The sequence below is a fragment of the Pseudomonas serbiensis genome, from assembly GCF_030580745.1.
GTDB classification, from domain to species: Bacteria; Pseudomonadota; Gammaproteobacteria; order Pseudomonadales; family Pseudomonadaceae; genus Aquipseudomonas; species Aquipseudomonas serbiensis.
The window spans coordinates 75630-90544 of sequence record NZ_JAUQOO010000010.1; the positions used below are offsets into that span (position 1 = coordinate 75630).

Below are 14915 nucleotides of genomic sequence, written 5' to 3' on the forward strand. Positions count from 1 at the left end.
TGAACATGAACATTGAAGAGATTCGTCAACTGGTGGCTGATCTGACACTGGCAGGTTTGTATGGCGCAGAGATCGAGAAGCCGGGGTTCAAGCTGAGCCTCAAGCGCGGCGTTGCCTGTCAAACCTTGCCTTCTTTATCCGTAGAGATCGCGGCAGCAGAGTCGGCTTCCAGCACTCTGGACATCAAGTCCAGCGGCATCGGCCACTTGCTGGATGCCCACCCGGACAACGGCATCGTACTGGCACCGCCTGGCAGTGAAGTGCAGGTTGGCCAACTGGTCGCACTGCTGGCCGTCGGCAATCTGATTCTGCCAGTGCGCAGCCAGCATGCAGGTCAGGTTTGCAGCCTGCTGGTGCCCAGCGGCACAGCGGTCGGTTACGGCCAACCGCTGATACGTCTTTCTCCCAATGCCACAGAAGCGGAGCAACCATGAAGATCGACCTGAATGCAGACATGGGCGAAGGCTTCGGCGCCTGGCGCATGGGCGAAGACGAAGCCCTGATGGAGATCATTTCCTCGGCCAACGTCGCCTGTGGTTTTCATGCCGGTGACCCTCTGATCATGGATAACACGGCGCGACTGGCCAAGGCCCGAAGTATCGATCTGGGAGCCCATGTGGGCTTCCCCGACCTGATGGGTTTTGGTCGTCGCCAGATGAACATCGATATCAATGAACTGAGCACTTACGTGACCTACCAGTTGGGCGCACTGGCAGCGATGGCCAAGGTCGCGGGCCATCGCATGACCCACATGAGCTTTCATGGCGCACTGGGCAATATGGTTGCCGCCGATACGGAGATGGCTGCGCACCTGATTCGCAGCGTGGCGGCGTTCGACCCCGGGATCATCATCAGTTCGTCCAGCAGCCGCGCCATCGAAAGCGCCGCCAGCCAGTGCAACCTGCGGGTGGCGACAACCTTCCTCGCCGACCGCGCTTACGACGATGACTGTCTGCTGGTGCCACGCAAGATCGCCAACTCGGTCATCAAAGACCCCGCGACGGTACTGCAACGGGTTCGACAACTGCTGGAAGACAGCACCGTGACCAGCATCACCGGCAAGGTCATCAAGGTCAGCGCCTGCTCGATATTGCTGCACGGCGATACACCCGGCGCGGTTGAGCTGGCGCGTACGGTGCGCCATGAAATCGAATCGGCGGGCGGGCAGATCGTGCCGATTTCGCAGCTTGTGGCGTAAGCCGTCGCGGCCAAGGCCCCTCCCACATGAGCCGTACAATCCTTGTGTGAGGCTGCATGAAACGAATCATAAGAGACGCTTATAGCCACACAGCCAATCCGTCTTGGTCGCCGGGGTTTGTGCTGGATAGAGTCGATGCATGAGCAACACACAGCATTCAGAGGTAAACGCAATGCCATTTTCCGATTACAAAACCGCGCTGGTCACGGGCGCATCTTCCGGCATCGGTGCCGCCGTGGTTGAGCGTCTGTGCCAGGAAGGTATCGAAGTTCACGCGCTGGCCCGCAGCGCCGACAAGCTGGCCGATCTTTCAGCACGCACCGGCTGCATCGCACACGCAATCGATGTCACCGATCTGGCAGGGCTGACGGCACTGTTCGGGCAATACGACTTCGACATTCTGGTCAACAACGCCGGCGTCGACCGTCCGGGCTCGATCCTAAAGGCTGACGCCGAGGGCATCGACTTCCTGATCGACGTCAACCTGCGTGCCGTGCTGCATCTGGCACGCCTGGCCTTGCCAGGCATGGTCGAACGCGACAGTGGCCATATCATCAATATCAGCTCGATTGCCGCAGCCTATAACTTTGGCGGTAACTCGACCTACCACGCCACCAAGGCGGCGGTGAGCATGCTTTCTCGCCAGTTGCGCATCGATGCCTTCGGCAAGCGTGTGCGGGTCACCGAGATCTGTCCGGGCCGGGTCGCCACCGACATCTTCGCCCACGTCCATGGCGACTCCGAAGAGACCTACAAGCGCTTCGTCGAAGGTTTCGAGCTACCCGTCGCCGCCGATATCGCCAATGCCATCGCCTTCGCGATTGCCGCGCCGGTGTCCATGAACATCGGCCATATGGAAATCACCCCGACGCTGCAAGTGCCTGGCGGCCTGTCCACTGCACGCCCACAGGACTATCAGGGCTGAAAGCGTCACCCCCGAGAACAGAACGGATCAATCCGTCACATGCTCCCTGGCCGGGCCGGACGCCCGGCATTTTTTCTGCCCCTACCCATGCTGATAGGGATTGACCATGAAGCAAGACTTCGATTTAGCCCCGATCCTGCAAGGCGAATACGCCGAGCTGATCCTCAAGGGCATCGAAATGACGCTGCAACTGGCTTTGTTCGCCTGGTGTCTGGCCATGGCCCTCGCGCTTGTGCTGGTGACCGTGCGCCTGACCGGTAACAAATACGCCAATCGTCTGGTAGCGGCCTATGTCTCCTACCACCGCAACGTGCCGACACTGGTGCAGTTGATGCTCTGGTATTTCGGCATCCCGACCCTGCTGTCCAGCTCCACACAAATCTGGCTGGCAGGTTACAACACCGAATACCTGTTCTCGATCATTGCCCTTGGCCTGTGCCAGGCCGCGTATTTCAGCGAAGACATCCGCAGCGGCCTGCGCGCCATTCCTGCCGGGCAGACCGAGGCTTCTCGGGCGCTGGGCATGGGCTATGTACGCTCGATGCGTTACGTGATCCTGCCGCAAGGCGTGCGCAACTGCCTGCCGTCGCTGATCAACCATACGGTGCTGTTGTTCAAGAACACCAGCCTGGCCATGGCCATCGGTGTCATGGAGCTGACTTACGCAACGCGGGAAGTCGAGAACTACACCTTCCGCACCTTTGAAGCCTTTCTGGTGGCTTCGGTGGTGTACCTGGCCTTTTCGCTGCTGCTGATGGCCCTCGGTGCCCTGCTGGCCAAGCGATTCAACAAAGCTTTGGCGAGGTAAGCGACCATGTTCGATATCTTCACGATTCTCCAGCAGAACTGGACGCTGTTCCTGATCGGCCAATACCCTCACGGCCCTTTGGGCGGCCTGGCGAGCACCCTGATCCTGGCGATTCTGGCGCTGCTGTTCGCCTTCCCCCTCGGCCTGTTGCTGGCACTGGCAAGGACGTCGCCCTGGAAAGCACTGCGCTGGCTCTCGACCGTCTGGGTCTATGTGCTGCGCGGCATTCCGCTGCTGATGGTGATCTTCTGGACCTACTTCCTGGTGCCCTTGATCATCGGCCACAACATCACCGGCTTCACCACCATGCTCTGCACCCTGGTCATTTACCAGAGTGCCTATCTGTGCGAAATCATTCGCGGCAGCATCCAGGCGTTGCCGAACGGCCAGTACGAGGCCTCCCGCGCTCTGGGCATGGGCTACATGCGTACCACGGTCTGGGTGATCCTGCCTCAGGCGCTTTATAACGCGCTGCCCAGCCTGCTCAGCCAATTCATTTCCATCATCAAGGAAACCTCGCTGGGCTATGTGATCAACGTTCAGGAAATAACCTTCGCCGCCAATCAGGTGAACAACCAGTTACTGACCAAGCCCTTCCAGGTGTTCTTCATTCTGGCGGTCATTTACTACCTGCTCTGTTTTGGCCTGACCCATCTGGCCGACTGGCTCGAGCGTCGCATCGCCCGCAAGCGCCAGGGCACCACCGTTGCTGCCGTTACCGACAGCCCTTTGCCTACCCCTATCAATTGAAGAGGGCTGACTCATGCGTCCAATGATCATGTTTTCCAACGTCAACAAGTGGTACGGCGAGTACCAGGCCCTGACCAATCTCACCGCCCAGGTGAATACCGGTGAAGTCGTGGTGCTGTGCGGCCCTTCCGGCTCGGGCAAGTCGACGCTGATTCGCACCGTCAACCGCCTGGAAGACATTCAGGAAGGCCAGATCCTGTTCGACGGACAGGACGTGAACGGCACCGACGCCAACGTGAACCGGCTGCGCAGCCGGGTGGGCTTCGTATTCCAGAGCTTCAACCTGTTTCCGCATTTGTCGGTGCTGGACAACATCATCCTGTCGCCCACCAAGACTCTCGGCCTCAAGGGCTCGGCGGCAAAACAACGCGCAATGCAACTGCTGGAGCGTGTCGGCCTGGCGCACAAGGCCGGCGCCTATCCCGCGCAATTGTCCGGCGGCCAACAGCAGCGCGTGGCGATTGCCCGTGCGCTGGCCATGGAGCCACCGGTCATGTTGTTCGACGAACCCACCAGTGCCCTGGACCCGGAAATGGTCGGCGAAGTGTTGAGCGTGATGAAGGGCCTGGCAAAGGACGGCATGACCATGATGTGCGTGACCCACGAAATGAACTTCGCCCGCGAAGTCGCAGACACCATCTGGTTCATGGATGCCGGACAGATTCTGGAAAAAAGCGACCCGGAAAGCTTTTTCAGCCAGCCCCAACACCCGCGCGCGCAGCGTTTCATCGCTGACTTGCGTGCTCATTGATTGGCAAGAACGATTTGTAAGAACTGCCGCTGGACCGATTACTGATTCTTAATCTTCTGGAGTTCCCCATGCGTATCAAGCATCTGTTCGCCGCTGTAGCGTTGAGTCCCTTGGCAGTAACCCTGGCCCATGCCGATCAATTGAGCGACATCATGGCCAGACAATCCATGAGCTGCGGCGTGTATGCCGACGTTCCGCCCTTCTCCGCACCGGACCCGAAAACCCGTGAGCTGGTGGGCATGGATGTCGATCTGTGTACCGCGCTGGCGAAAAAACTGGGCGTGAAGCTGGAGCTCAAGCCGATGTCGGTGGAAGCACGGGTTCCGGAAGTGAAAATGGGCCGCGTCGATGTGCTGTTCGCCAACCTGGCCTACACCCAGACCCGCGCCGATCAGATCCAGTTCAGCGACCCCTACTACATCGCCAAGGAAACACTGGTAGTGCATGCCGTCAACGCTGACAAGGACAAGGCCTTCTTCAAGGGCAAGCGCATCAGCTCCACCAAAGGCTCCACCTCCGAGCAATCGATCCGCATCGCTGGCGCAGTGCCGGTGACCTTCCAGGACACAGGTTCTGCTTACATGGCCCTGCAACAGAACAAGGTTCTGGGCCTGGTCACCAACACCATGACCGCCATCAAGCTGGTCAACCAGGCCAAGGCCTCAGGGGTGGAGCTGGCAATCGTCAAAGAACCGATGGCGCTGGAGCCGATTGGTGCCGGTATGCGCAAAGGTGAGCCCGCTTTCCTGGCCAAGGTCAACGAGTCCCTGAAAGCCATGGACGACGCAGGCGAAATCGACGCCATCTGGGACCGCTGGATTGGCCCGAACACCGAATACAAGATGGTGCGCGAAGACAAGGTACAAAGCCTGAGCAGCCTGAAGTTCGATCCATTGCCTTGATCGACGCATAAGTCCCAAACGCCCTAATGCCGATCAGTTAAGGCACAAACAACACTTGTGGGAGGCAGCTTGCTGGCGAAAAAGGCCTGAAACTGGCAGATATTCTACGTCGTACGCCGAAGTCGCCAGCAAGCTGACGCCCACAAAGTGATTCATTGACCTTAACTGATCGGCATTACCCAAACGCCCTGCTTTTGCAGGGCGTTTCTTTTTCGGGTTCTGTTATGAAACAAGAGCCTGTAGCATCCGGTTGCATGTAAAACCAGAGACAGACAAAGATGGCACATTCGCTTCAATATCAAGTGTCAGACTCCATTCGCGGTATCGAGACCGAAGTCGGCAGGCTGCTTGATCTGGTGACCATGCTCAAGGAAGCCGGCAATGAAGACCTGGCCGCAAAAGTCAGCCTGCAGGCGCACAAACTGCTTGAGGTGGCAGTGGCGTTGAGGATGGCTTTGGCGGGGTGAGTCATACGAGGTTAACCACCGCAATAACAGCCAAAAACACCGTGTCGCTGCACACTTCCTCCCCCCGGCAATACGCCGTCTACCCGCCAAAACTGCCCGAAAAGACCCGCTGATGATTTTTCATCACGGCCCGGAAACCTTTTGTATAAAAATTGACGTAAACATCACTTTGCCATTACTGTTGCGCCTTGCGGCAGCATCATTGCTTCGCCAACGGATTGAATTACAAGGGAATGTAAAGCATGCAGGCTGCGCTGCTTCGTACGGGCAAAAGTGACGAATTCATCGCTGTAGGCGAAACCGGGCAATCCGTTTACAAAGCCGCCCTGCAGTTAATCGCAGCCCTCACCCGCAAAGATCCCTCTCTGGCCAGATTCCTTGCCGTGCCCAAAAGCAACGAGCAAGGCAGCGTGATCGACTGGTACAGCCCGGTCCCCGGCGACGTGGTGCCCTGGAGTTCGGCAAGCGAAGACGAGCGCGACGACGCCAGGGCACAACTGCTCCGATTCAAGGACGCCGTCGCAGGCATGAGCAAAGCCTTGGTTCAGGCCGCAAACAAGGATGAGCAAAGAGACCAGATCATCTTTGGAAAATTGCTGGGGCTGATTCCTCATGCACCTGCCGAAGACTACCTGTATCTGGTCCAGACAACTCGCACTGAAACCAACGGCGGCAACGAACCCTGCATACAGCCGGTGCTGACTTTCTGGGGTTTCGTAAAGAGCGAAGCCGACCGCTATCATGACCCGCTATATTTTCTGGCCCAGAGTCCAATCGTCCCAGACATCTCCTCCTCACCAAGTCCGGCATCTGCTGCAGATGTGACGAAACCGCAGATTACAACCACCTCCGTTACATCTGGCCAGCCTAATCCATTGCTTCGTACGGGCAAAAGTGACGAACTCATAGCAATGGGTGAAACCGGGCAGGCGGTATACAAATCTGCCTTGCAGCTCATTTCAGCACTCGCTCGTAAAGATCCCTCCCTGTCCAGATTCCTTGCCGTGCCCAAAAGCAACGAACAGGGCAGTGTGATCGACTGGTATAGCCCGGTTCCAGGCGATGTAGTGCCCTGGAGTTCGGCCAACGAAGACGAGCGCAACGCAGCACGGGCCCAACTGTCCCGTTTCAAGGAAAACATCGCTGCGATGAGTCAGGCGCTTGTGCAGGCGGGTAAAAAGGATGGGCAAAGCGACCAGGCCATATTTGGCAAATTGCTGGGGCTGGTTTCGCATGCACCAGACGAAAGCTATGTGTATCTGGTCCAGACAACACGTACCAATGCCAACGGCGATAACGAGTCCTACCTGCAGCCGGTGCTGACTTTCTGGGGTTTCGTAAAAACTGAAACAGATCGTAATCGTGAACCACTGTACTTTTTGACACAACAGCCAAAGGCCCATGCCCCATCACCCGACTCGACACCGTCTGCAAGTCCAGCTACGCCCCAGATGACAGCAACTCCTGTTGTTCTGCGCCCTTGGTGGCGTCGCTTCTGGTGGTTATGGCCACTGCTGCTCTTGTTGCTGGCCTTACTGTTGTTCGGCCTGCTTCGCGGTTGCTTGCCAACGGCAACGTTGCCTGTGGGCGGCCTTTCAATACCACCGACAGGTATCTCCACAAACACAAACACCATCAGTGCAAGTAGCCATCCAGTAGATGGCATAGCGCTCAATGGTTCGACACTGCCAACCAGCAGGGCCACTGTGAGCACCACTCAGCCTCAGACACAGACGACCGATCCAGCATCGATAGCGCCTGAGCCGACAGCACAGCCTCAAGCCAGCGAAACCGCTGCAGCCGAATCCGAAGCTGCACCTGAACTCCCAGCAGAACAACCGACAGCCGGAGCCCAGACACCGCAATCCGGAACGCCTGGCGAACCGTTAAGCATTCCACAGGACACAGCCGAAGGCCCGGCCTCCTTCCTCAACGGCAACTACCGTGCAGGTGCAGGCATCATGGATGCCAAGACTTCAAGACCCTTGCGCCTCCAGTATGCATTCGAGAAAGGCAAGGGCAACGTCACTATCCGCCGTCCTGACGGTGTGTCCTGTACAGGTGCGGTCAATGCCGCCATGAATGGCGGAAGCCTGGGCATCAACAGCCAGGATCAAGCCAACTGCACCGACGGCAGTCGCTATGACATGCCACAAGTGTCCTGCAAACCAGGTGCCCAAAGCATCGCGGATTGCCAGGGCAACTACGGCAACACTCAATTCCCCATGTCCATGCGGCGCGAATAAAGGCTGGACCCATGCTGCCAGAACTGACTCAATTTGAAGAAACCGTCCACCTGATCAATGACAGCGGGCTCCAGTTCATGGACTTCGCGGTCAAGCTTGATCTGCGTAACGAACCCGCCGGGCGCTTTGCCAGGATGGGCAACACCTTGATCGCACGCCTGTTGCAGAATCAGGAAAGCAAACAGTACTTCCACTTCGGCCCGGTGGGCACGGCCAGCCAATCCGGCGAAAGGCTGGCACAGTCACAGGCTCAGGAACGCCTGATCAGTGAAGTCGACGACGAAGATCTGACTCTGAGCATGCAGACCAGCCTCAGGCTGCTCGATGGATTGTGGCTGCCCGTCCCCTTCTTTCGTTTCCTGCCGCCAGAGCGTTATGACGAAGGCCCGACCAACTGGGCAAGAGCGCGCCTGGTCGAGCTTGAGCAAGCCGATGTAGACGGCAACACTCACCGCCTGACCCTGGCGTTCGACACTCGTGCCATGGCCTCGGCAGCAGGCATGCAGTATCTGGCACCTACCCGCGACGACATCAATGCCGGTTCATCTTTCCGTCTGGCGTGCCATGCACGTCAGAGCCGCTGGTTTCTGGACCAGAAATGGGTGCAGGACTGGCTGGCGGAAATCTATCGCGAAAGCAACAAGCATCGTCCCAGCGAAGACATCGACGAAGAACTGATCGAGCAACGCCACATTGGTCACTACCTGAACCTGCTGAGCCTGATGGCCCGGCCAATTCCCGAGCAGCGTACCAGCGAGCCCGCACGCATCGAGGTGCCGGAGGTCAAGCTCACCGCCAACGGCGTCGACTCCATCGACCCGCCCATTCCAGTGGATCTGGTGCTGGACGTCGGCAACTCACGCACCTGCGGCATCCTGATCGAGAATCACGGGCAATCCGGCGATGGGATGAAGCACAACTACATCCTGCAGATACGTGACCTAGTACGTTCAGAGCGGGTTTACAACCAACCCTTTGAAAGCAGGATCGAGTTTTCCCAGGCAGCCTTCGGCAAGGAAAACTTTTCGGTACAAAGCGGTCGCCATGACGCTTTCCAGTGGCCGACCATCGCCCGCGTCGGGGTCGAAGCAGGACGTTTGTCCGCACGCCGCCGTGGCACAGAGGGCTCGACCGGTCTGTCGAGCCCCAAGCGTTATCTCTGGGATGAAAACGCCTACACCCACGGTTGGCGCTTCAACAATTCCTACGTGCAGACCGACAACGAGCCCAAAGCCACTGCTGCGCCCTTCTCACACAAGATCACCAAACTCGGCCAGGCGTTCTACAAGCTCAAGAACGAGGACGATCGCCTGCCCGCGTTCTCCCCACAGTACTCACGCAGCGCGCTGATGACGTTCATGCTCGCCGAGGTGCTGACCCAGGCTCTGTCGCAGATCAACAGCCCGGCGCAGCGGACCCGCATGGGCCACACCCAGCGGCCACGCCAGTTGTCCAGCATCACCCTGACCGTGCCGCCGGGCATGCCGCAAGTCGAGCGCAGCCTGCTCAATGACCGTCTGCTACAAGCCCTGGCGCTGGTCTGGAAATGCATGGGCTGGCACGAAGGCGACCTCGACCCGAGCAAGGCCAAGGGCCTGAATTCAACGGTACCGGCGCCACGGGTCCCATTGCCAAGGGTAAAAGTGGAATGGGATGAAGCTACCTGTGGCCAACTGGTTTACCTGTACACCGAAATCCGCGAAAACTTTGCCGGTCATGCCCAGGAGTTCTTCGACACCATCGCACGCCCGGACAAGTCCAATCGGGAACAGATCACCCTTGCCAGCATCGATATCGGTGGCGGCACCACCGATCTGGTCATCACCGATTACGCGCTGGAGCGTGGTGCCGAGCATGCAAGCGGCAGTAACGTATCGATCATCCCCGAGCAGCGCTTTCGGGACAGCTTCAAGGTCGCCGGTGATGACATCCTGCTGGATATCATTCAGCGTTTCGTACTGCCGCCGCTGGAACAGGCACTCAAGGACTTCGGCGTGGTATCGCCACGCTCGCTGCTTTCGCGGTTGTGCGGCGATGAAAGTACCAGTGCTCAGGACGCCATTCTGCGCCAGCAACTGAACCTGCAAGTGTTTGTTCCTCTGGGCCTGCGCCTGCTCAAGGACTACGAGGCATACGACCCGGAATTGCCAAGCCCGGTCCATGACTACAGCTTCGCCGAACTGCTGGAAAAAGACGCGATCAGCGAACGTATCCATGAATACGTGGCCGGTGGCGTACGCCGTATCGATGGTGGCCGTGACGGCTTCGACCTAAGCAAGGTCGTGCTGCTCATCGACTTGCCTGCCATTCATCAGGCCTTCCTCAAAGGCCAGATCAACCTGAGCAAGATTCTCGATGCCCTGTGCGAAGTGGTGTTCCAGTACCCTTGCGACGCGCTGCTGCTGACCGGTCGGCCATCGCGCTTGCCGGGCGTGCAGGCTTACATACGCCGAAAGGTGCCACTGCCTCCGGGACGCATCGTGCCTATGAACGGTTATCGCACTGGCGGCTGGTACCCGTTCCACCGCAATGGCCAGATCGACGACCCAAAGAGCACGGCAGCCGTTGGTGCCATGCTGTGCCTGCTCAGCGAGCAGCGCAAAGTGTCGAACTTCTATTTCAGCGTTGGCCGCCTCAAGCCGTACTCGACCATGCGCCATATCGGAAAGCTGGACGAAAACAATCTGGTCATCGACCACGACATGCTCTACCGGGACGTGATCAAGAGCGACGCCCTGGGCAATGAGTTCCTGCAACTGCACGAACCACAACTGGAAGGTCCACAACTGCGGGTACTGGGCAAGACGCGCCTGGGTTATCGCCAGTTGAATGCAGAACGCTGGGTCGCGGCACCGCTGTACCTGATCGAACTCACTGAGCGCGGCACTCGCAAACTGGTGGGAAAACCAACAACCGACGGTAAAGAAGCCTGCCTGCTGTTGCGCTTTCGCGTAGAGAGCGCCGACGCAGACCGCAGCGACGCCGACATTATCGCCGAGACACTGGTGATCGACGACAACATCGAAAGCAACGTCCTGGATCAATCCTTCGACCGTAAGGACGTGAGGCTGCAGCTCTACACCATGTTGAGCGCTGAAGGCGGTGCCTCCAACTATTGGCTCGACAGCGGGAGCGTGAGTCCGAAATGACTACTCTGACCACCGAACAGATTCAACTCGCACACGCATGGACATCAGTACACAAGGGCGCTGGCCTGGCCCTGGACTGGGTGGAAGAAGTGGCGGGCAAAGTCGAGGAAGTAGCGGCCAAGGCCGTCCCGCTCAATCGCGACCTGCACCGCGCCCGCAATCTGGCACGCAGCCTGGGTCGCGTCTCCACAACGCCCATGGGCATAGGTTTCTTCGGTTTGTCCCAGGCAGGCAAGAGCTACCTGATTTCCGCCCTGGCTGCCGACAGCAAGGGCCAGCTTCTGACCCAGTTCGGCACCCAGTCACTGGATTTCATCAAGCATGTAAATCCAGTGGGTGGCGGCAAGGAGGCTACCGGTCTGGTCACCCGCTTTACCCGCCGTGCCGAGCCCGGCAAGGACCCTCAGTATCCGGTGGAGTTGCGTCTGTTCCGCGAGATCGAGATCGCCATTATTCTGGCCAATGCATGGTTCGAGGACTTCGATCATCAGCGCCTGAACAGCCAGATCACCGACTCACACATCGACGCTTTGCTGCAACGCTTTGAAGATCATGCAGCGACCGAACCGACGCCGGGGGTCAACAGCGATGACGTCGTGCTGCTCTGGGACTATCTGGAACACAACTACCCCAACGCCGTACGCCCACTGAATGCCCGCTACTGGCCACGGGTGGTCAAGCTGGCTCCAAGGCTGTCGGTTCGCGAACGCGCTCAGTTGTTCTCCCTGTTGTGGGGCGGCATCAACAAGATGACCGAAACCTATGAGCAACTGGCAGCCGCCCTGCACCGCCTTGGTCTGGCCGAAACGGTCTTCGCACCGATCACAGCACTGGTCAGCGAGCGTGACGGCCAGATGATCCAGACCAACAGCATCATCAACGTGGACATCCTCAGCCGCCTGGGCGGTAGCGGTGACAGCGCACTGGAAGTCCGTCCGGCCCATGAAGGCAACCTGCGTGCGCCGGTATCGGTAAGCAGGGCCGAACTGGCGGCACTTACCAACGAGCTGATTTTCCGCCTGGACAACGAACCGGCCAACGCCATCGTCAACAGCGTCGATCTGCTGGACTTCCCCGGCTACCGCAGCCGCCAGAAACTGATGAGCATCGACGAAGCCAGCGAAGTGGACAGCAGTGGCGCAACCAACAATCCGGTTGCAAAGCTGCTGCTGCGCGGCAAGGTCGCCTACCTGTTCGAGCGCTACACCAATGAACAGGAAATGAACGCGCTGGTCATGTGCACCAGCAGCTTCAAGCAGAGCGAAGTGGTCAGCGTGGGGCCAGTGCTCAAGAGCTGGATCGACAAGACCCAGGGCACCAGCGCCCAACAGCGGGATGGTCGTGCCAGCGGGTTGATCTGGGCCTTGACCATGTGTGACGGCTTCATCGGCGGCGCGCTGAACGGCGAGACAGTGCAGTTCCCCGAGTCCTGCGACAACATGCTCAAACTGACCATGATCGAGCGCTTCGGCAACGAAGAGTGGATGAAACAGTGGGGTAACACACCGTTCAAGAACACCTATCTGGTACGCAAGCCACGCTTCAAGACGAGCTTCATCGACCTGGCGACAAGTGGCGAAGAACTCGGCTTCAACGAATCATCCAAGGCCGCCTTGCAGGCCTTGCAGGAAGCCTTCAGCAATAACGAACTGGTCAAGCGCCACGTCGCCGAACCGCTGGATGCCTGGCAGGCGATGCTCAAGATCAACGATGGCGGCATGAGCCGCTTCAGTACCGCCTTCACGCCCGTGGCCGACATCAACTTCAAGTTGCAGCGCATCAAAGAGCAACTGGATGACTTGATGGTGAAATTGCTGCCGCGCCTTGAGGAGTACTACGAAGCCGGTGGCGAGGATGAACGGGCCAAGAAAAAAGCCATCGCCAACCTGATCGTCCGCCCCTTCGCCACCACCAAGCACGGTAAATACGTACTGGGTGAACTGCTTGCCTACATGGCAGTGCCGGAAGACCAGTTGCGTGACCTCTACCTGAACGGTGACTTCGACAGCCCGTCTATCGAAACCACAGAAGCGGCCCCCGCCAACAGCGCCCCGGAAGTGGAATACGACATTTTCGGTGACGCCGTTACCCCGGCAGCAGAAGCGCCGCCTGTCGCAGCAGCCGCGCCGCAATACCAGAGCCATGAACACCGCTTTGCCCGCGCCGCATTCAATCTGTGGGCAACGCACTTGCGTGGCCTCAGCCGTCGCCAGCATTTGCTCGACCTGCTGGAGTTGCCGTCCGAAGCCATTGCCTTGCTGGTCAAGGAGCTGGTGGTCTGCGCCGAACGCCTGGACCTGCCCTTGCAGCTCAGCCAAGCCCTGCTCAAGCGTGCCCAGAGCGGCGTGCGCAGGGAAAATCTGGTTCAGCGACAGGTGCTGACTGCACAACTGCTGCTCAACGACTTTGCCGCCTGGTTCGGTCATACCGCACAGCCAGCCAGTCAGCGGCCTGCCGGCCTTCTGGGCGCAAAGCAGCCGCTGTTCTCCTTCTATCAGAAGGAAATGCCAGGGCGTTTCCCGCTTCTGGCAGCGCAAGCAGACGACCAAAGCGTGATCTTTGCCGACGACTGGATTTCCGGCATTGCCATTCACACACAGAACAATGTGGGCCATCGCAAGGGCAAAGAAATCACGCCTGAGCAGAACGAAGCCCTGGGCCGGGTCATCCAGGCCTTCAAAACGAGATAACTCATGTCCATCACGATCAAACTCACTCCCTTGGCAACCCCCGCTCCAGGGCGCGCCTTTCTTCAAGTACGTGGCTGGGAACATGATGCTGGCAACCTGGAGTTCGCCATTCAGCGCAATCAGGATGACTACTACCTGCAACACGACCAGCAATGGGGCAATGCACCCTGCTGGTTTGCTCAGCATTTCGTGGAAGATGCCGATGGCGACTCGATCAGCTATCAGGCTGGCCCGGAAATCGTCGACCCCTTGCTGCTGAGTTCAGCCACTGGTGTATTCAACTTTCGCCTGCGCAGCCCGGATGGCAGCGCCGAAGATGAAAACCCGATGCGCCTTGCTCCCGGCTTGAACTCATCCCTTGCAGTGAGTGCAACCGGTGTCGGCGCAGCGCAAACCACTGTCAGCCTCGCGCAGCCACAGGTAATACCGCAACCGGCTCTCGAACCTGAGGAAGTACAACCGCTGCCCGAACCCGTCGCGGAGCCAACACCACCGGCACCGCCCGAAGCACCACAACCGACCAAAAGCCGTCTGCCCCTGCTGCTGATCGGCCTCCTGGTCTTGTTGGCTATCGCGGCAGGTCTGTGGTTCTGGCTCAAACAGCCAGTTGCTCCCGAGCCCGTTGTCGTTCCGACGACTCCAACGGTCATCGCAGAACCTGTGCCTGCCTCGGCAGTAGCCGCAGCGCCGTGCAGTGTCGAAGCATTGAGCCGCGAAACCGAACTGAACTTTGTCCAGGGCTGCATCAAGCAGGCACCGGACAGCGCGGCGCTGCTCAAGGTCATCGAGCTGGCCAAGGCCAACAAACAATGCGGTGTCGCGCAGCGGCTGTACGCCAATCGCGCCCAGGCTGGCAATGTCGAAGTGGCTCAAGCCTATGCCCGCGAGTATGACCCCAAGTACCTGCAACCCAGTGCCTGCTTCGCCACCCCGGACAATGCCACTGCCGCTTACTGGTACGAGACCATCCTCAGCTATCAGGCCGACAACGCCGAAGCCGCACAACGTCTGAAGGAACTCAAGCCGTGA

The 14915-nt window shown here is 58.8% G+C and carries 12 protein-coding genes and 1 pseudogene; all 13 read left to right on the forward strand.

The window, feature by feature from the left end; all coding sequences use genetic code 11:
• Window positions 1–5: 5 nt before the first annotated feature.
• The 13 genes and pseudogenes from Q6A51_RS14560 (at window position 6) to Q6A51_RS14620 (ending at window position 14915) form a co-directional block, all read left to right on the forward strand.
• The gene (locus Q6A51_RS14560; RefSeq protein ID WP_201019173.1) at window positions 6–434 is read left to right on the forward strand and encodes an acetyl-CoA carboxylase biotin carboxyl carrier protein; all 429 of its coding nucleotides are present in this window, start codon (window positions 6–8) and stop codon (window positions 432–434) included.
• Window positions 431–1198, forward strand: a complete 768-nt coding sequence (locus Q6A51_RS14565) for a LamB/YcsF family protein (RefSeq protein ID WP_201019172.1) — start codon at window positions 431–433, stop codon at window positions 1196–1198. Before Q6A51_RS14560 ends, Q6A51_RS14565 begins: the two co-directional genes overlap by 4 nt.
• A gap of 172 nt (window positions 1199–1370) precedes the next feature.
• Complete coding sequence (locus tag Q6A51_RS14570) at window positions 1371–2123, forward strand: SDR family oxidoreductase (protein ID WP_198727739.1); 753 nt, start codon at window positions 1371–1373, stop codon at window positions 2121–2123.
• A 106-nt stretch (window positions 2124–2229) separates the two neighbouring features.
• On the forward strand, window positions 2230–2931 hold the full coding sequence (locus Q6A51_RS14575; RefSeq protein ID WP_095066991.1) for an amino acid ABC transporter permease: 702 nt from the start codon (window positions 2230–2232) through the stop codon (window positions 2929–2931).
• Between the two features lie 6 nt (window positions 2932–2937).
• A complete protein-coding gene (locus Q6A51_RS14580) occupies window positions 2938–3681 on the forward strand; it encodes an amino acid ABC transporter permease (RefSeq protein ID WP_201005301.1) in 744 nt (247 codons plus the stop codon).
• Between the two features lie 22 nt (window positions 3682–3703).
• Window positions 3704–4432: an amino acid ABC transporter ATP-binding protein gene (locus tag Q6A51_RS14585; RefSeq protein ID WP_198727776.1), complete on the forward strand. Its 729-nt coding sequence runs from the start codon at window positions 3704–3706 to the stop codon at window positions 4430–4432.
• A 68-nt stretch (window positions 4433–4500) separates the two neighbouring features.
• On the forward strand, window positions 4501–5334 hold the full coding sequence (locus Q6A51_RS14590) for an ABC transporter substrate-binding protein (RefSeq protein ID WP_304575096.1): 834 nt from the start codon (window positions 4501–4503) through the stop codon (window positions 5332–5334).
• A gap of 278 nt (window positions 5335–5612) precedes the next feature.
• Window positions 5613–5801, forward strand: coding sequence for a hypothetical protein (locus Q6A51_RS14595; protein WP_304575097.1), 189 nt, complete (start codon window positions 5613–5615; stop codon window positions 5799–5801).
• Between the two features lie 242 nt (window positions 5802–6043).
• Window positions 6044–6634: pseudogene (locus Q6A51_RS14600) on the forward strand (SrfA family protein); the annotation flags it as partial.
• Window positions 6635–6712: 78 nt separating this feature from the next.
• The gene (locus Q6A51_RS14605; RefSeq protein WP_201019229.1) at window positions 6713–8047 is read left to right on the forward strand and encodes an SrfA family protein; all 1335 of its coding nucleotides are present in this window, start codon (window positions 6713–6715) and stop codon (window positions 8045–8047) included.
• An 11-nt stretch (window positions 8048–8058) separates the two neighbouring features.
• The gene (locus Q6A51_RS14610) at window positions 8059–11196 is read left to right on the forward strand and encodes a virulence factor SrfB (protein ID WP_304575098.1); all 3138 of its coding nucleotides are present in this window, start codon (window positions 8059–8061) and stop codon (window positions 11194–11196) included.
• Complete coding sequence (locus Q6A51_RS14615; protein ID WP_304575099.1) at window positions 11193–13886, forward strand: putative virulence factor; 2694 nt, start codon at window positions 11193–11195, stop codon at window positions 13884–13886. Before Q6A51_RS14610 ends, Q6A51_RS14615 begins: the two co-directional genes overlap by 4 nt.
• 3 nt (window positions 13887–13889) lie before the next feature.
• Window positions 13890–14915, forward strand: a complete 1026-nt coding sequence (locus Q6A51_RS14620) for a hypothetical protein (RefSeq protein ID WP_095066986.1) — start codon at window positions 13890–13892, stop codon at window positions 14913–14915.